General features: G+C 71.7%; 17 protein-coding genes. 7 read left to right on the forward strand and 10 right to left on the reverse strand.

Annotated features, from left to right (window positions below):
* Positions 1-5: 5 nt before the first annotated feature.
* Positions 6-1,418: a galactokinase gene (gene galK / locus R3E98_07060; protein ID MEZ4423149.1), complete on the reverse strand. Its 1,413-nt coding sequence runs from the start codon at positions 1,416-1,418 to the stop codon at positions 6-8.
* Here galK and R3E98_07065 point away from each other — a divergent pair.
* The 3 genes from R3E98_07065 (at position 1,399) to R3E98_07075 (ending at position 3,455) form a co-directional block, all read left to right on the forward strand.
* Entirely contained in the window at positions 1,399-2,454 is a 1,056-nt protein-coding gene (locus R3E98_07065) for a proline racemase family protein (GenBank protein ID MEZ4423150.1), read from the forward strand. The genes galK and R3E98_07065 overlap by 20 nt on opposite strands.
* A gap of 81 nt (positions 2,455-2,535) precedes the next feature.
* The gene (locus R3E98_07070) at positions 2,536-3,102 is read left to right on the forward strand and encodes a MarR family transcriptional regulator (protein ID MEZ4423151.1); all 567 of its coding nucleotides are present in this window, start codon (positions 2,536-2,538) and stop codon (positions 3,100-3,102) included.
* A complete protein-coding gene (locus R3E98_07075; protein ID MEZ4423152.1) occupies positions 3,099-3,455 on the forward strand; it encodes a SnoaL-like domain-containing protein in 357 nt (118 codons plus the stop codon). Before R3E98_07070 ends, R3E98_07075 begins: the two co-directional genes overlap by 4 nt.
* 125 nt (positions 3,456-3,580) lie before the next feature.
* Here the strand turns inward: R3E98_07075 and R3E98_07080 are convergent, their stop codons facing one another.
* The 3 genes from R3E98_07080 to R3E98_07090 form a co-directional block, all read right to left on the reverse strand.
* Positions 3,581-4,066, reverse strand: a complete 486-nt coding sequence (locus R3E98_07080; protein MEZ4423153.1) for a type II secretion system protein — start codon at positions 4,064-4,066, stop codon at positions 3,581-3,583.
* On the reverse strand, positions 4,063-4,542 hold the full coding sequence (locus R3E98_07085; GenBank protein ID MEZ4423154.1) for a hypothetical protein: 480 nt from the start codon (positions 4,540-4,542) through the stop codon (positions 4,063-4,065). The genes R3E98_07080 and R3E98_07085 overlap by 4 nt, the downstream gene beginning before the upstream one ends.
* A 129-nt stretch (positions 4,543-4,671) precedes the next feature.
* Complete coding sequence (locus tag R3E98_07090) at positions 4,672-7,266, reverse strand: DPP IV N-terminal domain-containing protein (protein ID MEZ4423155.1); 2,595 nt, start codon at positions 7,264-7,266, stop codon at positions 4,672-4,674.
* A 168-nt stretch (positions 7,267-7,434) separates the two neighbouring features.
* Between R3E98_07090 and R3E98_07095 the strand changes: the two genes are divergently transcribed.
* From R3E98_07095 to R3E98_07105, 3 genes are all read left to right on the forward strand, one after another.
* Positions 7,435-9,399, forward strand: a complete 1,965-nt coding sequence (locus R3E98_07095; protein MEZ4423156.1) for a M1 family metallopeptidase — start codon at positions 7,435-7,437, stop codon at positions 9,397-9,399.
* Between the two features lie 250 nt (positions 9,400-9,649).
* Entirely contained in the window at positions 9,650-10,825 is a 1,176-nt protein-coding gene (locus R3E98_07100) for a hypothetical protein (GenBank protein MEZ4423157.1), read from the forward strand.
* A gap of 2 nt (positions 10,826-10,827) precedes the next feature.
* On the forward strand, positions 10,828-12,237 hold the full coding sequence (locus R3E98_07105) for a tetratricopeptide repeat protein (GenBank protein ID MEZ4423158.1): 1,410 nt from the start codon (positions 10,828-10,830) through the stop codon (positions 12,235-12,237).
* Here the strand turns inward: R3E98_07105 and R3E98_07110 are convergent.
* Genes R3E98_07110 through R3E98_07120 form a run of 3 tightly spaced genes read right to left on the reverse strand, consistent with a single transcriptional unit; the run spans position 12,198 to position 16,929 of the window.
* Positions 12,198-13,676, reverse strand: coding sequence for a glycosyltransferase (locus tag R3E98_07110; GenBank protein ID MEZ4423159.1), 1,479 nt, complete (start codon positions 13,674-13,676; stop codon positions 12,198-12,200). The two genes, R3E98_07105 and R3E98_07110, sit on opposite strands and share 40 nt — an antisense overlap.
* Positions 13,673-14,749: a HEAT repeat domain-containing protein gene (locus R3E98_07115; protein ID MEZ4423160.1), complete on the reverse strand. Its 1,077-nt coding sequence runs from the start codon at positions 14,747-14,749 to the stop codon at positions 13,673-13,675. The genes R3E98_07110 and R3E98_07115 overlap by 4 nt, the downstream gene beginning before the upstream one ends.
* A gap of 2 nt (positions 14,750-14,751) precedes the next feature.
* Positions 14,752-16,929: a response regulator gene (locus R3E98_07120; GenBank protein MEZ4423161.1), complete on the reverse strand. Its 2,178-nt coding sequence runs from the start codon at positions 16,927-16,929 to the stop codon at positions 14,752-14,754.
* 208 nt (positions 16,930-17,137) lie between these two features.
* Here R3E98_07120 and R3E98_07125 point away from each other — a divergent pair, with 208 nt between their 5' ends.
* Entirely contained in the window at positions 17,138-17,458 is a 321-nt protein-coding gene (locus R3E98_07125) for a Smr/MutS family protein (GenBank protein MEZ4423162.1), read from the forward strand.
* Here the strand turns inward: R3E98_07125 and R3E98_07130 are convergent.
* The 3 genes from R3E98_07130 to R3E98_07140 form a co-directional block, all read right to left on the reverse strand.
* Positions 17,455-18,369, reverse strand: coding sequence for a ketopantoate reductase family protein (locus R3E98_07130; GenBank protein MEZ4423163.1), 915 nt, complete (start codon positions 18,367-18,369; stop codon positions 17,455-17,457). The two genes, R3E98_07125 and R3E98_07130, sit on opposite strands and share 4 nt — an antisense overlap.
* Positions 18,366-20,051 (reverse strand): dihydroxy-acid dehydratase, encoded by a 1,686-nt coding sequence (gene ilvD / locus R3E98_07135; protein MEZ4423164.1) that lies wholly within the window; start codon positions 20,049-20,051, stop codon positions 18,366-18,368. The genes R3E98_07130 and ilvD overlap by 4 nt, the downstream gene beginning before the upstream one ends.
* Before the next feature lie 103 nt (positions 20,052-20,154).
* Positions 20,155-22,191 carry a chloride channel protein gene (locus R3E98_07140; GenBank protein ID MEZ4423165.1) on the reverse strand — a complete coding sequence of 679 codons (2,037 nt, stop codon included), beginning with the start codon at positions 22,189-22,191 and terminating at the stop codon, positions 20,155-20,157.
* Positions 22,192-22,244: the final 53 nt, after the last annotated feature.

Here is a 22,244-nt window from a genome sequence, read left to right on the forward strand (position 1 = left end):
CGCGCTCAAAGGAGCGCATCCACGCGCGCGCCGTCGGAGGCCACGGCCGTGAAGACGACCGGATCTTCGACCGCGAAGTCACGCAACCGGCGCAGCAGCGCTGCGCGCACGGACTCCTCCGTGTGCTCGTCCGTGAGCGCCACCATCGATCCCCCGAGCCCCGCCCCGGTCAATCGCGCGCCGTGCGCGCCCGCACGACGGGCTTCGGTGACCAGCGCGTCCAGGCGCGGCGTGCTCACGCCGTAGTCGTCGGCCAGGCTCGCGTGCGACGCATCCATCGCCGCGCCGAAGTCCTCGGCGTCCCCCCGCGCCAGCGCCGCCGCCGCGGCGAGCACCCGCTGCGCCTCCGTCAACGTGTGCCGCACGCAGCGCAGCGTCGGGCCGTCCAGCCGGGTCTCGGCGCGCGCCACCGGAGCGAGATCGGGGCGCGCCAGCAGACGCGCGTACGTCACGCCCGCACCCCCGTCCACCCCCAGATCCGTGCGCTCGGCGGGCGTCCACGTCGCGGTCAGCGCCGCGAGGCCGTCGGCGCACGCGCGCACCCGCGCGTTGTAGACGGCCTGTGCCTCCCCCGACTTCTCCGCCCGTTCGCCCGAGTGCGCGACCACGAAGCGCCAGGTGTCGGGAATGGGGATCGCGTGCAGCGTCAACGGCTCGAAGTCGATGCGGAGCGCGTGACCCGCTCGACCGCCCAGCGAGATGGCCTGGTCCATGCCACCGCCCTCCGTGCCCACGAAGCGCTCCGCGCGCGCGGCTCGCGCCATGAGCTCGGCACGCGCACAGGTGATCCGGTTGGTGTGCAGCAGGGCCAGCATCGTGGCCACGACCAGCGCCGAGGAGCTGCTGAGCCCTGCGGCCACGGGCACATCGCTCGTCACCCAGGCATCGACCCCCACGGGCGCCACGCCCCGCTCGGCCGCCAGCGTCTGCACGGCCCCCGCGCCGGCCTTCACGTAGTTCAGCCAGTGTCCGGGGCGCCCGCGCTCCAGGGGCTCGGACAGGAGGAAGGTGCCGCGTTCGGCCGCGGGGTCGGCGTTGGCCACCCGGACCACGGCGTCGGGCCGCGCCCGCAGGACCAGCTCCACGCGCCGCTGCAGCGCCATCGGCAGCACGGGGAGTCCGTTGTAGTCGGTGTGGTCGCCGATGAGGTTCACGCGCCCGGGCGCGAATGCCACGTGGGTCGGCGGAGCGCCGAACGCCTCCGTGAAACGATCGACCCGGACGGAGGCCGGCGGGTGGCGGAGATCCATGGGGCGAAGCGTAGGCGACGCGGCGCGCACGGGCCAGCGGGCCCCGCTCCGCGGATTGCGGACCGGCGGGCAGGCCGGTCTACTGCCTGTCGTGGCCGGGCCGCAGGCCCGGAGGACGTCACGGGCCACCGACACCGGCAGGAGCGCGATGCGAGGCAGACGGGTCATCACGGTCGTCGACGCGCACGCGGGCGGCGAGCCCGGGCGGGTCGTGACGGGCGGGGTGCGGATCCCCCCGGCCGAGCGCGTCTACGACACCATGCGCTGGATGGAGCGCGAGGCCGACGGCCTGCGACGCCTGCTGCTCCGGGAGCCGCGCGGCTACCCCGCCCTGTGCGCCAACGTGCTGGTGCCGCCCTGCCATCCCGAGGCGGACGCCGGGTTCGTGATCCTGGAGCAGACGGAGTACCCGCCCATGTCCGGGAGCAACACCTTCTGTGTGGCCACCGTGCTCCTCGAGACCGGGATGATCGAACCCACCGAGCCCGTCACGCGGTTCACGCTCGAGGCGCCGGCCGGTCTGGTGCGCATCGAGGCGCGGGTCCGCGCAGGGCAGGTGCAGTCCATCCGGTTCGAGAATGTGCCGGCCTTCGCCGTGCACCTGGACGCCGAGATCGACGTGCCGACCCTCGGTCGGGTGCGGGTGGACGTGGCCTGGGGCGGCATGTTCCACGTCCTGGCGGACGCGGCCCGCCTCGGGCTGGAGCTCGTGCCTGAACGGGGCGCCGAACTGGCGCGCGTGGGGGCGATGCTCACCGCCGCGGCCCGCGAGCAGCTGCCCGCGGTCCACCCGACGAACCCCGGCATCGAGGGCGTGTCGATCGCCCAGCTCACGGGACCGCCCTCGGGTCCCCACGCGGACGGGCGCAACACCGTCGTCGTCTCCACGGGCACCGTGGATTGGGATCGCCCCTCCACCTGGCGGGGCGCGCTGGACCGCTCCCCGTGCGGCACGGGCACCTGCGCCCGCATGGCGGTCCTGCACGCCCGCGGCCTGCTCGAGGTCGGCCAGCCCTTCCGCCACGAAGGGATCCTGGGCACGGTCTGGACGGGGTCGCTTGGTGCCCCGACCCGCATCGGGGACCGGGACGCCGTGGTGCCCGCGCTGGAGGGGCGAGCCTGGATCACGGGCTTCTCGCACCTCGTGCTGGACCCGGAAGATCCGTTCCCCGAGGGGTTTACGCTCGGCGATCTGTGGAGTTGAGTGAATCCTGGCCCGGTCCTCGGGCGCGGTCCTCCCAGGCCAAATACTTGACGTGTCATATTTTTAATCCAGATTCATCGCATGCCATCCCCTCCCCGCTCGCTCGCCGACGCCCTGCGCCAGGGACAGCCGTTCCGCTCACCGGCCCAGGAGGCCCTCCTGGGGCTGTTCCGGACGGCGGACGACCTGCGCCGTCAGGCCGCGCTGCGCTTCGAGGCCCATGGGATCACCACACAGCAGTACAACGTGCTGCGCATCCTGCGGGGCGCCGGGGCCGGGGGGCTCGCGGTGGGTCAGATCGCCGAACGCATGGTCGAGCGGACGCCGGGCGTCACCCGGCTGGTGGACCGGCTGGTCGACGCCGGATGGGTGGACCGCGACCGCTCCGCCGACGACCGGCGCGTCGTGGTGTGCCGACTGAAGGACGCCGGACGGGACCTCCTGGCGGTGCTCGACCCGACCGTGGAGGGGATGGAGGAGGAGCTGCTCGGATCGCTCACGGAAGAGGAGCAGGTGCAGCTCACGACCCTGTTGGACCGCATCCGGGCGGAGCTCCCGGAACTCGAGGCACCCGGCTGCGAGGCGTCCGACGGCGCCACCGATCCGGATGCGAACCACACCCGAACCGACAACGGAGCACGCACATGAAGACCGTGGCCGAGCTCGACCACGAAGTGAACCAGGCCATCCTGAGCGGGCGCGCCCTGGAGGCCTTCGAGACCCACTATGCGGACGACGTGGTGATGCAGGAGCCCGGCGTGGAGCCGTTCGTGGGCAAGGACCGCAACCGCGCGCGCGAGCAGGAGTTCTTCGCGAGCGTGGAGGACTTCCACGGTGCCGAGTTGGTCGCTTCCGCCGTGGACGGGGACACCACGTTCTCGGAGTGGATGTGGGACGTGACGCTGAAGGGCGTCGGACGGATCCGGATGGAGCAGGTGGCTCGGCGGCGTTGGAAGGACGGGAAGATCGTCCACGAGCGCTTCTACTACACCAAGGGCTGAGCCCGGGCGCCGACGGCACGGAGCCGAGCCGGTACCCGGACGCGGTGTGCAGGACGGTGGAACGAACACGCGGCGAGGTCCGATCGGGCCCCGCCGCGTCGTCGTTCCAGCGCCGTGCCGCGCACCTACTCGAGGATGACGAACAGCGCCTGCTGCGGCGTCCAGTAGAAATCGTTCAGCGCACCGCCCGCGATGGGCTTGGCCTCCCGGGTCGCGAGCGCATCGGCGACATCCGTCTTGCCGTTGAACGCCACGATCAGGATGCCCAGCGCCCGCCCTCCGAAGACGCCGCCTTTCACGCTGCGCAGATCCACGGACGTCCAGGTGTAGGTCATGCCCTTGTACTGGAAGGGCGGGACCTCCCCGTCCATCTCCTTCGGCACCATGCCCGCGGCGCCCGAGAGCGGGAAGCGGCCCTTGTCCTCGAGGACCTCGTAGGCCGTATGGCGGATGGTGTTGAAGTCGGTGAGGATGCGCGCGCTGTCGGCGCGGCCGATGGGGCCGCGCATGCGTGGCACGGCGATGGCGGCCAGGATGCCGATCATCACCATGGCGGACAGCAGCTCGGGCAGCGTGAACCCGGCGCGCCGGGACGGTCGACGGGGGCTCATGGACGGCCTCCCCCGGACACGAGGAGACGGCCGGGGTCATCATACTCGGCGAGATGGGAAGCCTGTCCATCCACCTCGGCCGTAAGGGAGTAGCGCGTTCCGCTCGGGTGATACTGGAGGCCGTCGAAGCCGAACTGCAGCTCGTCGAGGGAACCCGGCAGGCGGCCCTGCTCGGCCCGGAACGCCTCCACGCCCAGCACGGTCAGGGCGGCGTGGGCGTGCGCGACATCGGCGGCCTGCTGGCTGGTCAGCGCGACCGGCTCCCGCTTCAGGGACACCGCGTTGAAGATCAGCACGCCCACCAGCACCACGCTCGATCCGATCATCGTGCTGGGGCGCGCGAGGAACGGCTTGCTCGGTCGCTGCGCCTCGGTGACCTGGCGAGCGGTCTCGGACCGCTCCTCCACGCGTTGCATCACGGACGCCAGCGCCTCCTGTTCGGCGGCGCTCGGTCCGAGGTCGATCGACGGGTCCATGGGCTTTCTTGGGCTCGCACCGGGGCACGCCCCTCCGGACGAGCCCCTCGGCCCCTGGAGTATCGGCCGGGCGGGGGGAGGGATTGAGCCGGGGCTGCCGGCCTGGCCCCCCCGGCTCCCCTCCCCGCCTCAGCCGCCCCGGCGCGTGGATCCCGTGCGCGGCCGCTCGTTCTGGAGCTCGGTCAGGTCGGCGCTCCAGCGGTCGTCGCCCAGCAGGTGGCGGACGAAGTACTCGGCACGCAGCCAGTACCAGTAGTCGCTCATGTTGCCGTACCCGTGACGCTGCCCGGGGAAGACGAAGAAATCGAAGCGCTTCCCGGCCCGGATCAACGCCTCCGCCATGCGGTGCGTGCCCGCGTGGTGCACGTTGTTGTCCACGTCCCCGGTGGTCAGCAGGAGATGGCCCTTCAGGTTCGCGGCCAGATCCGAGTTCTTGGGGATGTCGTACTCGAAGGTGACCTCGCCGTCGTCTCCTTCCACCTCCTTCACCCCGTGATGCTTCTCCGACCAGTTCTGGTTGTAGACGTCGTTGTTGTGGTTCCCGGAGGAGGAGACGGCCACCTTGAAGAAGTCCGGATAGACCAGCATGGCCGCGGTGGACATGAAGCCGCCGCCGGAGTGCCCGTAGATCCCCACGCGCTCCAGGTCGATGAAGGCGTGGCGGGCGCCCAACTGCTCCAGGGCGGCCTTCTTGTCGTCGAGGCCGTAGTCGCGCAGGTCGCCGTAGCCGTAGTTGTGGTACCACTTGGAGCGGGCCGGATGGCCCCCCCGGTTCCCGATGGTCACCACCACGAAGCCGAACTGCGCCAGCCCCTGCTCGTACGGAGCCAGCGAGAAGCTCTTGGCCACCGACTCCGTCTGCGGTCCGGGATACACGTAGGCCACGACCGGATAGACCCGGGTGGAGTCGAAGTCGTACGGCTTGTACATCACGCCGTAGAGATCCGTCACGCCGTCGGCAGCCTTCACGTGATAGGGCTCCGGCATCCGGTAGCCCGCCGCCTCCAGGCGGCTCAGGTCCGCGGTCTCCAGGTCCAGCACCTTCCGGCCCGCAGCATCGAACAGCGCCACGGCCGGTGTGGTGTCCACGCGGGAATGGTTGTCCACGAACCACCGGCGGGACTCCGACATCTCCACGTCGTGGTCGGCATCCCCGGGGTTGAGCAGCGTCACGCCCCCACCGTTGAGGCCCACCCGGTAGAGGTGTCGGTAGTACGGGTCCTCGCCGGCCTCGCGTCCGTTGGCCACCAGGTAGGCGAACCCGCGGGCCTCGTCGACCCCCACCAACTCGTCGACGTGCCAGGGCCCCGAGGTGAGCTGCGCCCGCAGCGTGCCGTCGGCGCCGTACCGGTAGAGATGGGCCCAGCCGTCCTGTTCCGACCACCACAACAGATCGCCGTTGTCCAGCCGGTGCGGGTCCTGGTGCTCCACGTAGGTGTTCAGCCGCTCCTCGATGACCACGCGCACCTGTCCCGTGGCCGGGTCGGCGGAGAGCACGTCCACCCGGTGCTGATCGCGGCTGCGCCGCCAGAAGTACAACTCGTCGTTCTGATCGGAGAGCCAGCGCGTGATGGGGATCTCCTCGGAGCCGTTCCCGCCTCCTCCGCCGAAGAACCCGCCACCCCCCGTGCTCTCGGGGTCGTCGAAGACCCCCATGCGCTGATCCTTCCAGGGCGTGTCGTCGATCTTCTTCGGAGCGCGCGCTTCCAGGTCGAAGACCCACAGCTCGGTCTGGGTGACGTTCTCCTCGCCGGGCATGTCGTACTTGTACGTCTCGAGCTGGGGTCGCTCATTCCCCGTGCTGTGGATCACCCAGAGGTCTCCCACCTCGCGCCGGTCCTGGCGCGTGAGCGCCAGCCACCGCGCGTCGTGCGACCAGGATACGCCCGAGCGCTGCCGCTTGTCGTACTCCTTCAGGGTCTCGTCGTCGTTGTCGCCGCGGCCGGCGAAGCCCCAGCTGTAGTGCTCCTCGCCGTCGGTGGTCAGACGGATCTCCTCCACCTGCACGCCGGCCTCGGCCGAATCCGCTTCCTCCCCGGTCTTGCCGCGGCGGGCGTCGAGGATCTTCCGGTATTCGTCCCAGCTCATCATCCAGAGATCGAAGTGACGGCTGAAGACGACCCAGGAGGTGTCCGGCGAGACGCTGGCCCACGCCGGATGCCGGTCCGGCGCTTCGTAGTCGTCCAGGCGCCGCAGCGTACGGGTGTCCACGTCGTACTCGAAGTACATGACCTCCTTGCGGGTGCGCGGCCGGCGCTGCCCCTGCCGCTGCTCGTCCTGTCCGCGGGCCGTGTCCGCCTCGACGATCTCCTCGTCCTGCGAGGTCTCCACCTCGAACTGGAGGGTGTTGTCGTCGACGAAGCGGATGTTGCGGATCGGGAGGTGCTGCGCGTCCCAGGGGTCGCGCGTCAGCCGCGTGAGCTCGGCCGCGATCCGGTCCCGGTCGAAGATCTGTTGGCGCGTGCCACGGGCGGGATCGACCAGAAGGAAGTCCTTGCCGTCGGAGTCCTCCCACTCGTACCAGAAGCGGTCGCCGTTGCGGATCCACTGCGGGTCGACGCGGGTGTCGCCGACCAGCTCCGAGATACGGTACGGCGCGAAGCGGGCGGCCAGCGCGTAGTTGGCGGAGCCCGCGCCGCCCACGCGGGCATCCGGCGCCTGCTGCGCTCCGACCGGAGGCACCAGGAGGGCGGTGAGGACGACCAGGAAGGAGACACGACGCATCGGCTGGACTCCGGTGGAGAGGAGCGCGGGGACCCGCCCCAAGAGGGGGCCGGGAGGGCATGCGGGCAATGGTCCTTCCCCTCCGGAACCGAACCCCGCTCGCCGCCGGGGGTACCGTCCCGGCGTTTCGGCCCCACTCGGGGGCCGAGCTCCCAGGAAGGACGAACCATGCGCTCCCTCGCACCGCACGCGCGCCGGACGGCCGTGCTGGCCCTCCACTTCGCGCTCATGGCGGCGCCTCTCGCCGCCCAGGTCCCCCAGACGCTCCCCCCCACCAACCAGGCGATGTTCGCGCCGCTCGAGCTGCCCGACCCGGGCCTCGTGCGCGCCCCCACGGGCGAGCCCGGCGAGGACTACTGGCAACAGCGCGCCGACTACCGCATCCGCGCCACGCTGGACCCCTCCGCGCACCGCGTCACGGGCTCGGAGACCATCACGTACACCAACAACTCCCCGGGCGAGCTGGAATTCCTCTGGATCCAGCTCGAACAGAACCTCTTCCGTCCCGGCAGCCGCGGCGCCCTCGTGAACTCGGGATCGCGGTGGCGGGGCGCGTTCCCCGGGGGCGGCGTGGACCTGTCCCGCGTGGAGGTGGTCCACAGCGGGACACGCTACCGTCCCTCGACCACGATCGACGACACACGGATGCGCCTGGACCTCGAGACGCCGCTCGCGGGTGAAGGCGGAACGATCGACATCGAGATCGATTGGTCCTTCGTCATCCCCGAGTACGGCGCCGACCGCATGGGACGGCTGGAAGGGGCCGACGGCTGGGTCTACGAGCTGGCCCAGTGGTATCCGCGCATGTACGTCTACGACGACGTGGACGGCTGGAACCCCCTGCCCTACCTGGGCCAGGGCGAGTTCTATCTCGACTACGGCACCTACGACGTCGAGATCACCGTGCCCCGGGACGTCATCGTCGTGGCGGGAGGAGAGCTCCTCAACCCGCAGGACGTGCTGACCGCGGAGCAGCAGCGCCGGATGGAGCGCGCACGCGCGACGCGCGAGACCGTGATGATCGTCTCGGCGGACGAGGTCGGTACGGCGGCCAGCCGGCCCTCCGGATCGGGGGCGCTGACCTGGAAGTACCGCCTCGAGAACGCGCGCGACTTCAGCTGGGCCGCGTCGCGCGCCTTCATCTGGGACGCCAGCAGCTGGGAAGGCGTCCTGCTCCAGTCCGCCTACCCCCGTGAAGGGATCGGTACCGACGAGAACCCCGGCTGGGAGCGGTCCACCGAGTACCTGCAGCACACGATCCCCTACTACTCGCAGCAGTGGTTCCGCTTCCCCTGGCCGGTGGCCGTGAACGTGGCCGGGATCGTGGGCGGGATGGAGTACCCCGGCATCGTCTTCTGCTCGGTGCGCGCCCGCGGCCAGGGGCTCTTCGGCGTGACCGACCACGAGTTCGGTCACTCGTGGTTCCCGATGATCGTGGGCAACGACGAGCGCCGCTACGCGTGGATGGACGAAGGCTTCAACACCTTCATCAACCACTACTCGAACCTGGCCTTCTACGGGGACGACGCGCAGCGGGCCCAGTCGACCAGTTCGCCGAACATCGTGCAGCAGATGCTGGCGGCGACCGCGGACCAGCCCATCGAGACCTATCCGGACGTGTTGCGCCGCGAAGGTCTCGGCTTCATGGCCTACCGCAAGCCCGGCTACGGCCTGATCCTGCTGCGGGAGCTCGTGCTCGGGCCCGACCGCTTCGACGCGGCGTTCAAGAGCTACATCCGCAACTGGGCCTACAAGCACCCGAAGCCGTGGGACTTCTACCGCATGATGGAGGAGGTCAGCGGGGAGCAGCTCGCCTGGTTCTGGCGGGGTTGGTTCCGGACCACGGAGACGCTCGACCAGTCCGTGGCTGGCGTGGCCTACGAGCAGGGCACCACCCGCGTGCGCCTCACCAACCGCTCCGGGCTGATCATGCCCGTACCTCTGGAGATCGAGCTCGAGAACGGGGAGGTGCTGCGGGAGACCCTGCCGGCCGAGGTCTGGATGCGCGGTGACGACTACGTCCTCGAGCTGGAGACGGCGGCCGCACCGGTCCGGGTGACCATCGATCCCGCGGCGCTCCTGCCGGATACGGATCGATCGAACGACACCTGGACGGTGCGTCCGGTGAGCTGACCCCCGACGGGGTCGACCCGACCCTTCCTGCCGAGGCAGCGGCCCGGCGCCCCTGAGGCGCCGGCGCCGCACCCACCTGCGGGCGCCCCTCCGGGGGCGCCCGTTGTCGTAGGAGCGCAACGGCCGATCTGGCACACCGGTTGCTCCCCCACGGTGCAGCAGGTCGCACCGACGCGGCGCAGAGGTCGCGGGCGAGGTCCGCGACCGGCGGCGCTCCTCAACCGACGGAGGTGGACGGAGGATGCGGATCATGACCCGGTCGGCCCTCGCGCTGGGCCTGACCCTCGGCCTGGCGGCCTGTCTCGACCAGACGCCCCTCGACCCGACCCTCTGGGAGCACCTGGACGTCGTCGAGGACTCGGTCGTTCTCGACGCCCGCGTCACGTACCTGGGCGGAGAAGAGCTGCCGGTGCTGGCCGCGGCGGACGCCGCAGGCGGCGGCGCCTCCTACAAGATGAAGCAGGTGGCCCGCGTGGATCCGCCGGTCGTCGCCGGCGTGCAGCTCCAGGCCTCCCACCTGGTGCGGGACGGGTCGCGCGCCTTCGTGGCCTACAACGTCCGAGGGGAGGTCTTCCGCGGCGCCATCGACGTCTTCGACAAGCTCAACGACGAGGATCCCCGCCTGCGCGCTCAGGCGTTGCTCTACGACTCCGAGGTGTCCGCCGTCGACCTGTCGGGCGGCGACCTGTACCTGGCCACCGCCACTGCGGACGAGTCCTTCCGCACCCCGGCCGTCCTGGAGGTGATGTCGGTCGCGAACGGCGCCAAGGCGCTCGTCTCGCAGCGTCGCGTGGAGCTGTCGAGCTTCGCCGGCACCGGCGTGAAGGTGTACGGCGGGGAGATCTACGCGACGTCGGGCTCGAGCGGGCATCTCACGGTGTTCGATCGCTCCTTGAACCCGGTCTTCACCGATGCGCTGAACGACGCGCGGGCCGTGGATGTCACCGATCGTTGGGTCGTGGCGATGCGAGGCACGCCGGGCATGCTCCGCGTCTACGACCGGCGTTCGCGCTCACGGCTGCGCGACATCACCCTCGGCGGGGCCAGCACCCCGAACGCGAAATCCTCCCTCTTCGTGCTGGGGGACCTCGCCTTCGCCGCGGCGGGGGACGGGGGCGTGGTGGTCGCCAACGTGGCCACGGGCGAGATCGTCGAGCGCGTGCCCGCGCCGCGGGGACCGGGTGTCTCGGTCTCCAACGGGCTCGCCTGGTACAAGGACCTGCTGTTCGTCGCGAACGGCGAGGGCGGGCTGTGGATGGCCGAGGCGCGCACCGACCTGGATCGTCTCGGGAACGGCGCGCCCGGGTTCGAGATCGTGGGTCGCATCGACCTCAAGGGCTCGGCCAACTTCGTGGACGTGAAGGGCGACCTGCTGTTCGTGGCCACCGGCCTCGCCGGTCTCACCATCGTGGAGTTCGACGACTGATCATGCGTGCCGCGCTCCTGCTCTCCGGACTGCTCCTCGGCGGAGCGCTCGTGATTCCCGCCCCGGGCGTCGCCCAGTCCTCCTGTGCCGTGGCGGCCCGGGTGGACGACGGCTGGTCCGCGTACCGGTCGGGTGCGCTCGAGGACGCGCGCGCGGCCTTCGACCACGTACGCGCGGCCTGCCCCGATCACACGGGCGCGCTGGTGGGCCTGGCCTACGTGGACCTGCGTCTGGATCGGCGCGCGGAAGCGCGGCAGGCATTGGAGGAGGTGCTGCGCGTGCAGCCCGACCACGGGGACGCGCGCAAGGCGCTGGCGCGCCTGGAGGCCCGGGAGGGCCGGCTGGAGACGGCCGACCGGGAGTGGCGACGCGTCCTGGAGCAGCATCCCTCGGACGTCGAAGCGCTGGTGGGTCGCGCGCAGACGCTGCGCTGGCTGGGAGACGCACGCGCCGCCCGTCCCCTGCTGGAGCGGGCGGAGGACGTCGCGCCGTACGATGCCGCGCTGGCGGACGAACGCGCCTGGAATCGCGCGGACGCCGGGCTCGGCGTGCAGACCCGCCTGACCCATGAGCGCGACACCGACGACAACCGCATCACGACGCTTTCCCTGGGGGGCGCCTACCCGGTCGCGCAGGGCGTGCGCCTGGTTTGGGACACCTACCTGCGCTCGACCGGATTCGGCACCGAGCGCGACCGCAAGGCGGCGGCCTACCACCTGACCACCACCGTGACCCTCCCGTCCGGGTGGCGCATCAGCGGAGGCGTGGGCGCCAGCGAGACCAGCGTCCTGGGGCAGGATGTCACCGCCGACCTGGACGTGGCGCTGCGCTCGCCGGTGGGTCGGGCGCTCCAGGGCGGTCTGCGGGTCTCGCGCAGTGCCCGCAACTTCACGAGCACGCTGATCGAACGCGGCGTCCGGGCCGACGAGCTCGGCGTGGACGGAGCCTGGACGAGCGGTCCGTGGGCCGCGCAGGCCACGACGGCGGTGGCCCGCTACCGCGGCACCGAGTCCAACCGCTACTGGTCCGCCGGGGGGCGCGTCGACCGCACGCTCGGTGATCGTCTGCAGCTGGGCGTGGTGGCGCGCGGCTTCGGCTTCGCGCACGACGTGCGCGACGGCTACTTCGATCCCGGCCACTTCGCGCTGGTCGAGCTTCCGGTCCGGGCCCAGGGCGAGCGTGGGGCCTGGAGCGGCTTCGTGGAGGTCGCGGGTGGGCTCCAGACCAGCGCGCTGCAGGACGGCACCAGCGTCGCGCCGCGCACGGCGGCAGAGGCGCGCTACCGGCTGGCCCCCGGTCGGGAGCTGGCGCTGACGGGCTCGTGGACCCGTTCGGACGCGCTCCGCCTGTCGGGCGGAAGCGGCGCCTACCGCTACACTTCGATCGGACTCGCGGGCGCCTGGGTCTTCTGAGGCAGGCGGGCGGTGGGCTCGGCGTCGAATCCCTTCCGCTGCATCCGTCCCCAGTCCGCCTGACCGCGTAGCAGCTTCCACATCCCACGGAAGCGCCAGAACACGGTGAGCTGCCGGTACCCGAAGTTCTCGCCCACCGCCAGAAGGAAGAGCGACAGCACGTCGCGCATCCGCAGGTACCGGTGGAAGGCGTACTCCTCCAGCGCCACGGCCACGAGGGAGGTCAGGGCGCCGAGCACGACCGCCATCAAGAAGAACACGATGACATAGCCCGACACCGCCCATCCCATCACGAGGCTGAGCGCGAAGGTCCCGTAGCCCAGCACCTCGATGATCGGTCCCACCATCTCCAGGAAGAAGAAGTGCGGGAAGGCGATCATCCCGGTGAATCCGTAGCGCGGATTGAACAGCATCTGCCGGTGGCGCACCAGGCTCTCGTACAGGCCGCGCTGCCAGCGGTCCCGCTGCCGGCCGAGCGTCCGTAGATCCTCCGGCACCTCGGTCCAGGCCACCGCGTCGGGCACGAACGCGATGCGACAGGGCGTGCCGCTCTCCTGGCAATGCCGCTTGAGGCGCACCACCAGCTCCATGTCCTCGCCCACGGTCTCTCCCAGGGTGAAGCGGCTGGCGTAGCCACCCGCTCCCACGACCGTCAGGCGCTTGAACAGACCGAACGCGCCCGAGATGACGAGCGACGCATTCGCGCTCGTCCAGCCCACCCGTCCCACCAGGAAGGCACGCAGGTACTCGAGGACCTGGAAGCGGGCCAGACGGCTCTTCGGCAGGCGCACCTCGGTGATGACCCCGCCCTTCAGCTTGCAGGAGTTGGCGACCCGGATCATCCCACCGGCCGCCACCGTGGTGGCGTCCTCCAGGAAGGGGCGCACGATGCGCATCAGGGCGTCCCGCTCGAGCAGGCTGTCGGCGTCCATCGCACAGAAGAGCGGCGTGACGCAGTGGTTGACCGCCGCGTTCAACGCATCCGCCTTGCCGCCATTCTCCTTGTCCAGGACCCACAGGTTGGGGTGGAGTCGGCTGGAGTACAGCCCGCGCACACGTGCGGTGGGGATCTGCGCCGTACGCGCGCGCACGCCGGGTACGAGATCGAACGCCTCCTTGAGACGCGCCAGCGTGCCGTCGCTCGATCCGTCGTTGACGACGAGGATCTCGTGTTCGGGATAGTCGAGCGCCAGCAGTGAGCGCACGGACTCCACGCAGGTCGCCTCTTCATTGTAGGCGGGCGCGAAGACCGTGATCGGCGGCGCGGCGGCGATCAGCGTGGGCTCCAACGCGCTGAACGTCCCGAGGCTGGGGACATAGCGACCCAGTGCGCGGACCGCCTGCACCGTGATGGCACCGTATACGGTGTTGATCAAGCCGAAGTAGACGAGTACGAGCAGGTTGAACGCCTCGACCAGCGGCAGGACGAGCTCCGTCATCGTGGGCTCCCCTCCGCCAGCACCTGGGAGCCGATGGCGGCCCGCGGGTGGGACGACAGCGCGAGCGCGCGTAGCTCGGCCCGCCACCCCGCCTGCAGCAGGCTACGGGCGGCCCGCAGCGCGACCCACTGCGACGGGTCCTCGTAGACCATGCTCTTGAGGCGTTCCAGCTCCTCGGGGCCGCCCAGCGCCGACAGCGCATCCGCGGCCGCCACCCGCACCACGAAGTCCGGATCCGACGTCCGCCGCGTCACCACGTCCAGGTGATCCGAGTTGCCGACCTGGCCCAGGAGGCGGAGCGTCGCCGCGACCACCTCGCGATCCACCTCCAGCTCCAGGACGTCGGCCGCGACATCCGCGCTCCCGAAGTCGTTGAGCTGGCGGAGCGCCTCCGCGACGGCGGAGCGCACCCACGCGTCGTGCGTCGGATCGGCCAGGGCGGCCCGCAAGGCCGGCGCGGCCTCCGGTCCGCCCGCCGCCAGGGTCGAGGCGAGGAACCGGGGGGTCCAGTCCGTGAGACGGGGAAGCCGCTGCAGCACGTCCGGCATGTGCTCCACCGATGCCGGACGCGCGAGCGTCTGCACGGCCATCATCGTGACCAGCGGAGACTCGTCGTCGAGGCCCCGTACGATCTCCGCGCGGTACTCCGGCCACCCCAGCTCACCCAGGGTCTGCACCGCGCGCGCGCGCACCGCAGGGGAGCGACGCTGCGCGCGTGCCGCCACCTCGGGCAGGAACGGGAGCGCGAGGCGGCGCACCCGCTCCCGGTCCTCCCCCGCCAGCCGGCGGGCGAAGCGCAGGAGGTTGCCCACGAACGGCAGCCGGTCCTCGTCGGCGACCAGGAAGGGCGCCGTCTCGTCCCCGGCGAAGAGCGCCTCCACGATGCGTGGATCCCACTCGGCGGCGAGACGCTGGCGCCGTTCCATCCGGCGGCGCGCTTGCGCGCGATACCCCAATGCCAGCAGCGCCAGCCCGAAGGCCAGGAGGACCAGTAGCAGCGTCAGCCAGGCGAGGACCGGAAGCGACGGAGCCAGGCTGCGACCGAGCGCGCCCAGCAGCTCCAGCAGGCCCATCGTCAGCCCCCGCCGATCAGGCGCTGCACCCGGGCGGAGAGCTCGCTCAGCGAGAACGGCTTGCGCAGCGTATCCGTGGCGCCCATCGAGAAGGCTCGTGACACCTGGGCGTCCCGCTCCATGGTGAGCATCATGATGGGGACCTGCGCGAAGGCCGCGCTCTCGCGCAGCTTGCGCAGCAGACCGAATCCGTCGGTGCCCGGCGTGGCGACGTCGAGAATGATGGCAGCCGTGGTCAGCGTGGGCGTCATCTCCAGCGCGTCGAGGCCATCGCCGAAGTGGACGACCTTCAGACCGTCACGGGTGAGTCGCTCCTCGATGAGCCGCGCGGTGAGCGGATCGTCCTCGACCAGCAGGACGGTGGCGTCGACGGGCAGCTCACGCTCGTCGGAGTCGACGATGCGGCCTCCCCCGCCCCGGGCCGCCTGCGCCAGCCGCCGCTCGGCCATCATGATGCCGTCCTCCAGACTCTCGGCGGAGTCGAGCGCCACCAGACCCACGGAGCAGGTCACGTCCGGCACCCGCACACCCGAGGCGGTCGGTCCCGGTGCCGCGAGCGCGGCGCGGATCTTGGCGAGCGCCACATGGGACGCGGCAACGTCGGTGTGGGGAAGCGCGATCGCGAACGCGTCGTCCCCCCAGCGCGCCACCAGGTCCGAGCGCCGCAGCACGGTCGACAGTCGGCTGGCGAGGAGTCGGAGGACCGCGTCTCCCACATCCCGTCCGTGGAAGTCGTTGAGCGCCCGGAAGCGGTCCACGTCCAGCAGGCCGAGCGTCAGCGGCTCTCCCTTGCGGACCAGCGCGCTCCAGGTGTCGCCCAGCGCACCCAGGAAGACGTTGCGGGTCCGCAGGCCGGTGAGCGGGTCGCGCAGGGCCTGATCCCGGATCTGCGCTGCGCGCAGCAGGAAGGCGCCGACGGACGCCGACAGCACCGCGGGGTGCACCGGCTTGGTGAAGTACGCGTCGGCACCGAGCGCAAACCCCTCCGTCTGCGGCTGCGCCCCCGAGGCACCCGAGACCACGATGATGGGCACCGCCGAGGTGCTCGGTCGCTCCCGCAGCTCCACGAGCAGCTCCCGTCCGTCCACGTCGGGCAGCGTCTGATCGAGGATGACCAGGTCGACGCGCTCGAGGGAAAGCAATCGATCGGCCTCGGCCTTGGTGCCGGCGACGAGGATACGACGACCGGGTGCGTCGAGGATGGCACGCAGGAGCACCACCGTGGTGGCGTCGTCCTCGACCACCAGGACGGTGACGACGTCGGCGGCACCGGGCTCGATCTCGGCCTCGACCCGCCGCACCAGGGCCTGCGCGGCGTCCAGCAACGCAGGCCCGGGGCCACGGGCACAGCGATCGGCCGCCAGCGCGAGGTCAGGGAACCGCTCGGCCGCGCGGCGCGCCAGCGCCGCGGCCAGACGGCGCAGCGAGTCGACGTCACCCGCGTCTCCACCGCGGGCCCCCTGTACCGCGATCCGCAGCGCGTCGCGCTGGGCCACCAGACCCTGCCGGTACCAGCGATCCATCGGATCGTCGGGGACGGAGGCCGCCCCGGTCGGCGCCGGGAGCCCTTCGGGCGACGGGGATGGCCCCGGATGGACCGCGGGCTCGACGGACGCGGGCTCCACGGGTGCGGGCAGGAGCGCAGCCACGTCCAGGGCGGCCTCGCCCTCGAGCAAGGTCAGCCCCGAGGGCCCCGAGGCCGGTCCCGAGCCCAGAGCGGCGCGGACGTCGGCATAGTCGAGATCCACGGGGTCGCCGACGGCCAGCACCAGCCCGGGCCCGCGTCGGGTCTCCCCGCCCCCGAGGCGGCCGTGGTCCAGCCCCGGGTCGGTGACCAGCAGCGTGTGGATCCCACAGATGCGGCCGCTGCGGCACAGGAGCACGAGGGCCCCGGGCCGCAGGGCCTCGAAGACCGCCCGGTTCCGGGGCCCATCGGTCACCGGCCAGAGCCCGACGGTCAGACCCGGAGCCGCCTTCAGATGCGGACGGGCGTCGGGGCTCAGCAGGACACGCAACTCCTCGCCGACCGGCGGGTCCTCGATGGCCGACGCGTGCATCCGCCGGGCGGCCGCGCTCGAACCGGGAACGAGGACCACCTGCGCACGGGGCTCCGGGGCCCGGTCGGAGCGGATGTCCGTACCCTGCGGACCGGAGGTCCAGGGGACTGCGCTGGCGATCATCGACCGGCGAACGTCCAGGAATGAAGCCATTCTCGGCGGATACGCCGCCTCGTGCGACGATCCAACGTGGCGTCGGTACAGCAGGTCCCGGGCCACCCTGTATCCGGGTGGACGGGGGCGGCCGCGCCCGCGATCGTAGGGCGTCCGAGCGGCCGCCCTGAGGGCGCCGCCGAACCGGTTCCCTCGCCACCGTCCCTCGCCACGCGCCATGGGCAGACGCCGCATCCCCACCGTCTCCGGCTCCGACCCCGGGCACGCGGACCGGCTGCGCCACCGGAACGCGGACGAGACGCTCGATCTGCATGGGCTGGAGGTCTGGCAGGCCGAGAGCAAGGTGCGGTTCTTCCTGGAGCGGACCGCACGCCAGCACGCGGGAGGCGTGGTGCGGATCGTCACCGGACGCGGGCTCCACTCCAGCGATGGGCCCCGACTGCGCGAGGCGGTCGAAGCCCTGCTGCGCGAGCGTCCCGAGGTGGCCGAGCAGGAACGCGCGCTCGACGGGGGGAGCGTGCTGGTCCGGTTGCGCTAGCGCGGAGGCTGCGGCTCCACGGCCAGCGCCGTGAGCTCGGCCAAGGGCGCCTCGATGCCCGCCTGGCGTGCCAGGCGTGCGACCGTGGCGTTCAGCGCGTGCACCTCGGTGCGCCGGCCGGTGCGAAGATCGTGGAGCAAGCTCGGATAGAACGTGTCCGGGAAGGCGTCGAGCACCGCGTGCACCTGGGCCTCCTCGTCGTCGGGGACGGGCACGCCGAGCGCGCGCGCCACCCGGGCTACCTCGGCCACCGCGCGCTCCTGGAGCGCGCGCCCGTGCGGATGGGCCCGCACGGGTCCCAGCGCCGAGCGCGCCGGGGCGCAGAGCGTGGCCAGAGCGCATACCACGCCCATCTTCCGCCAGAGCTCGGCGCGCAGATCCGCGGAGACCTCCACGTCCACCCCCGCCCGCGCGAGCGCCCGGGCCAGCGGGGTGACGAACCCGGCGGGCGCGCCGGCCGGGGAACTCAACACCATGCGGCGATGCTCGCCCTGGCGCTCGAGCACGCCGGGTCCGGTCTTGAAGGCCGTGACGTAGGCCAGACCCGCCAGCACGCGGTCCGCCCGCACACCCGCGGCCACCAGTCGTTCGACGGCGTCCACCCCGTTCAGGAGCGGCACGGCGAGCGCACCCTGCTCCACCAACGCGCGCACCGAGGGGGCCACCGCGTCCAGATCGTAGGTCTTGACGGTGATCAGCACGACGTCCGGCCTGCCCACGTCGGCAGCCGACACCGCGCAGGGTACGCGCACCACCCATTCCCCCGCGGGCTCCCGGATGCGCAGCCCATCCGCGACGATCGCCTCCCGGTGTGCGCCGCGCGCCACCAGGTGCACGTCCTCGCCGGCCCGCGCGAGCAGGGCGCCCAGGTAGCCGCCCAGGCCGCCCGCGCCCACCACCGCGAACCTCATCGGTCCGTCACGCAGCCCAGCGACGCGGAGGAGACGCTGCGCACGTACTTCAGCAGCACCCCGCGGTCGACCGGCAACGGAGGCTCGCGCCAGGCGGCCCGGCGCCGGGCCCGTTCCTCCGGGGGGATGTCCCACTCGATGCGGTTCGCCTCCGCGTCGATGGTGACGCCGTCCCCGTCCGCCAGCAGCGCGATCGGTCCGCCCACCTGTGCCTCCGGGGCCACGTGGCCGACCACGAAGCCGTGGCTGCCGCCCGAGAACCGTCCGTCCGTGATCAGCGCCACCGATCCGCCCAGGCCCGCACCCATGATCGCCGATGTAAGCGTCAGCATCTCCGGCATCCCGGGTCCACCCTTCGGGCCCTCGTAGCGCACCACCACCACCGATCCCTCGGCGATCGTTCCTTCCTGCAGCGCCTCCAGGGCCGCTTCCTCCCGGTCGAAGACCCGGGCCGGTCCGCTGAACCGCAGGCCCTCCTTGCCGGTGATCTTGGCCACCGCGCCCTCTGGCGCCAGGCTCCCGTGCAGGATGCGCAGGTGTCCGGTGGGCTTGAGCGGGCGGGACAGCGGGCGCACCACGTCCTGACCCTCGTGCAGGTCGTCCACGTCCTCCAGGTTCTCCGCCAGCGTGCGGCCCGTCACGGTGAGGCACGACCCGTCCACGAGGCCCTCGCGCAGGAGCCGCTTCAACACGGCCGGGACGCCGCCCACCCGGTGCAGATCCTCCATGACGTAGCGCCCGGACGGCTTGAGGTCCGCCAGCCACGGGGTGCGGTCGCTCACGGCCTGGATGTCCGCGAGGTCGAGCGGCACGTCCACCGACGCGGCGATGGCAAGCAGGTGGAGCACCGCATTGGTGGAGCCGCCCAGCACCGTCACCAGCACCAACGCGTTCTCGAACGCGGCGCGCGTGAGGATCTTGCGCGGTGTGAGGTCCAGCTCCAGCAGGCGGCGGAGCGCGGCGCCGGCCGCACGGCACTCGGCGCGCTTGGCCGGATCGGTGGCGGGGGTGGAGGCGCTGAACGGCAGGGTCATGCCCAGCGCCTCGGCGGCGCTGGCCATGGTGTTGGCCGTGTACATCCCTCCGCAGGCCCCGGGGCCGGGGCACGCGGTGCGCACGACGCGCCGGAAGCGCTGCTCGTCGATGGTGCCGGCCAGGCGCTGTCCGTAGCTCTCGAACACCGACACCACGTCCAGGGCCTCACCGTCGAGACGGCCCGCCCGGATGGTGCCGCCGTAGATCATCAGCCCGGGTCGATCCAAGCGGCCGAGCGCCATGAGCGACCCCGGCATGTTCTTGTCGCAGCCGGGCAGGCAGACGAGGCCATCGTACCACTGGGCGCGCACCACGGTCTCGATGGAGTCGGCGATGAGATCCCGCGACGGCAGGGAGAAGCTCATCCCGTCGGTGCCCATCGAGATGCCGTCGCTCACGCCGATGGTGTTGAAGCGCATCGGGACGAGGTCGGCCTCCCGCACGCCGGCCGCCACGTCCGCGGCCAGGTCGAGCAGGTGCATGTTGCAGGGATTGCCCTCCCACCACATGGACGCGATGCCGACCTGGGCCTTCTCGAGGTCCTCCGGCGTCAGACCGGTCGCGTGCAGCATGGCCTGGGAGGCCGCCTGCGCCTCGGGCCGGGTGATGCGCGCGCTGTAGCGGTTCAGGGGTCGGGACTCGCTCACGGCCTGCTCCTCCGGGGTCGGGGAACAGACTAGGGCGTGGGCCCAGGCGTTACAACGGGCGCCCCCCCTGGGCGGAAGACAGGCCGAGCGGGGGGCGGAGCCCTCAGGCCGGCACGCCGCTGTTCCAACGCGCGGCCCAGCCGCGCAGGTCGTCCCCGTGGGCCTCGGTGGTGAGCAACACGAGCGTGTCACCCGGTTCCGCCACGGTGTTCCCGTCGGGGACGAAGGCGCGCTCGGCGCGCCGCACCAGCACCACCAGGCAGTGCGGCGGGAGATGCAGGTCGCGCACCCGGTGGGCGTGGCCGCCCTGGTCCAGGGACGGGACCTGGACCTCCACCTGCACGGACGTGTTGCCGGGCACCTGCAAGAGCCCGCCCGCCCGCTCCAGGAGCTTGCGGTGCTCCTCGCTGAGCTCTTTGTAGGCCCACATCATGTCGTGGCGGCGCAGCACGCCCACCACGGCTCGCGAGCCGCTGTCCAGGACCGGGATCTGCTGCACGTCCGCCTGGGCGAAGAGCCGGAAGGCCACGCGCAGCGTGTCCGCCGGCCCGCACGACAGCACCTTGCGCGTCATGGCGTCGCCGACGGTCTTCCCCTCCATCTCGCCGGCCAGCACGGCCTGTTCGAGATCCGTGTCGGTGATGATGCCCACCAGGCGCTCGTTCGCGTCCACCACGGGCCAGCTGCGGGTGCGGCGCGAGCGCGCGAAGCGCGCCATCTCGTCCAGCGTGAGCTCCGGCGAGAGCGTCTCGAACTGCCGACTCATGGTGTCCTCGACCAGCACCATGTCGAGCACGCTGGAGGCGCTGCCGGCCGGCGTGAGCGCGCCGCGCCGCCGCAGCTTGAGCGAATAGATCGAGTCCGGATGGAGCTTGGACGAGATCAGATAAGCCACGACCACGGAGAACATCAGCGGGAGGATGATCTCGTAGTTGTCGGTCATCTCGAAGAGGATGATGATCCCTGTCATGGGCGCATGCGCGGCCGCCGCGAAGAGCGCCCCCATCCCCACCAGGGCGTAGGCGCCCGCCGGGGCGATCGGGATCTGCAGCACGTCGTTGGCGATCCGACCGAACGCGCCGCCCCCCATGGCACCGATGAACAGCGCGGGCGCGAAGACACCACCCGATCCCCCCGCTCCCAGCGTGATGGACGTGGCGAGGATCTTCAGGAACACCAGCGCGAGCATCATCCCGGTGGCGAGGCTCCCCATGAGGGCCAGCTCCACCCCTTCGTGCCCCACCCCGAAGAGGTGGGGACTGCCGAAGAAGCCCAGCGCCCCCACGGCCAACCCGCCCACGGTGGCCTTGAACACCGGACCGCGCGACCACGCCTCGAACGAGTCCTCGAACCAGTAGACGGCACGCACGTACAGGGTGGCCACGATGCCCAGCAGCACACCGAGTGCCAGGTAGAGCGCGAACTCCCACTGGTTGACGAGCGTGAACGTCTCCACGAGGTGGAAGGCGGGCTCGCGTCCGAGCGCGGCCTGCGAGACCGCCGTGGCGGTCACGGCCGAGATGACCACCAGCCCGAACGAGCGGGCCACGAAGCTGGAGAGGATCACCTCGAGCCCGAAGATGGTGCCCGCGATCGGCGCGTTGAAGGTGGCGCCGATGGCACCCGCGGCGCCGCAGGCGACGAGCACGCGGAGCTGATCGGGCGAGACGCCCAGGAGCTGTCCCAGGGAGCTGCCGAGCGCGGAGCCGATCTGCACGATCGGACCCTCGCGCCCCACCGATCCGCCCGAGCCGATGGAGATGGCGCTCGCCACCGCTTTGGCGGCAGCCACCCGGGGACGGATACGCCCGCCGCGCATGCGTACGGCGTACTGCACCTCGGGGACGCCGTGTCCGCGGGCCTCCGGCGCCCACCTCCGCACCAGCAGCGTCACGAGGACCATGCCGATGGGAGGCGCCAGGAAGTAGTGCAGGTTCGCGAGCGCGGGTGGCAGGCCGAGCGCGGGTCCCAGCTTCTGCCCCTGGCCGAAGAACACCCACTGGACGGCGGCGATCAAGACGCGCAGGACGATCGCGCCGCCCCCGGCCAGCAGGCCGACGGCGATGGCGATCAGCAGGGGTGCCGTGGTTTCGGACTGCGCGAAGCGCAGCCGGAGCCGCTCGAGGGGCGGAGGGGTCACGCGCGGGGGCGGGAGGTCGGAACCATCGTGGCGAGAAGGATAACGCGTCCGGC

This window comes from Gemmatimonadota bacterium, assembly GCA_041390125.1.
In the GTDB taxonomy this organism is placed as follows: domain Bacteria; phylum Gemmatimonadota; class Gemmatimonadetes; order Longimicrobiales; family Gaopeijiaceae; genus JAGQIF01.

Excerpts from the sequence above, each read along its gene's own strand:
- R3E98_07110 (MEZ4423159.1), bottom strand. The coding sequence starts at position 13,676 with ATGACGGAGCTCGTCCTGCCGCTGGTCGAGGCGTTCAACCTGCTCGTA.
- R3E98_07070 (MEZ4423151.1), top strand. The coding sequence starts at position 2,536 with ATGCCATCCCCTCCCCGCTCGCTCGCCGACGCCCTGCGCCAGGGACAG.
- R3E98_07105 (MEZ4423158.1), top strand. The coding sequence starts at position 10,828 with ATGCGTGCCGCGCTCCTGCTCTCCGGACTGCTCCTCGGCGGAGCGCTC.
- R3E98_07120 (MEZ4423161.1), bottom strand. The coding sequence starts at position 16,929 with ATGATCGCCAGCGCAGTCCCCTGGACCTCCGGTCCGCAGGGTACGGAC.
- R3E98_07080 (MEZ4423153.1), bottom strand. The coding sequence starts at position 4,066 with ATGAGCCCCCGTCGACCGTCCCGGCGCGCCGGGTTCACGCTGCCCGAG.
- R3E98_07065 (MEZ4423150.1), top strand. The coding sequence starts at position 1,399 with ATGCGAGGCAGACGGGTCATCACGGTCGTCGACGCGCACGCGGGCGGC.
- R3E98_07130 (MEZ4423163.1), bottom strand. The coding sequence starts at position 18,369 with ATGAGGTTCGCGGTGGTGGGCGCGGGCGGCCTGGGCGGCTACCTGGGC.
- R3E98_07100 (MEZ4423157.1), top strand. The coding sequence starts at position 9,650 with ATGACCCGGTCGGCCCTCGCGCTGGGCCTGACCCTCGGCCTGGCGGCC.
- galK (MEZ4423149.1), bottom strand. The coding sequence starts at position 1,418 with ATGACCCGTCTGCCTCGCATCGCGCTCCTGCCGGTGTCGGTGGCCCGT.
- R3E98_07095 (MEZ4423156.1), top strand. The coding sequence starts at position 7,435 with ATGCGCTCCCTCGCACCGCACGCGCGCCGGACGGCCGTGCTGGCCCTC.
- R3E98_07125 (MEZ4423162.1), top strand. The coding sequence starts at position 17,138 with ATGGGCAGACGCCGCATCCCCACCGTCTCCGGCTCCGACCCCGGGCAC.
- R3E98_07115 (MEZ4423160.1), bottom strand. The coding sequence starts at position 14,749 with ATGGGCCTGCTGGAGCTGCTGGGCGCGCTCGGTCGCAGCCTGGCTCCG.
- R3E98_07085 (MEZ4423154.1), bottom strand. The coding sequence starts at position 4,542 with ATGGACCCGTCGATCGACCTCGGACCGAGCGCCGCCGAACAGGAGGCG.
- R3E98_07075 (MEZ4423152.1), top strand. The coding sequence starts at position 3,099 with ATGAAGACCGTGGCCGAGCTCGACCACGAAGTGAACCAGGCCATCCTG.
- R3E98_07090 (MEZ4423155.1), bottom strand. The coding sequence starts at position 7,266 with ATGCGTCGTGTCTCCTTCCTGGTCGTCCTCACCGCCCTCCTGGTGCCT.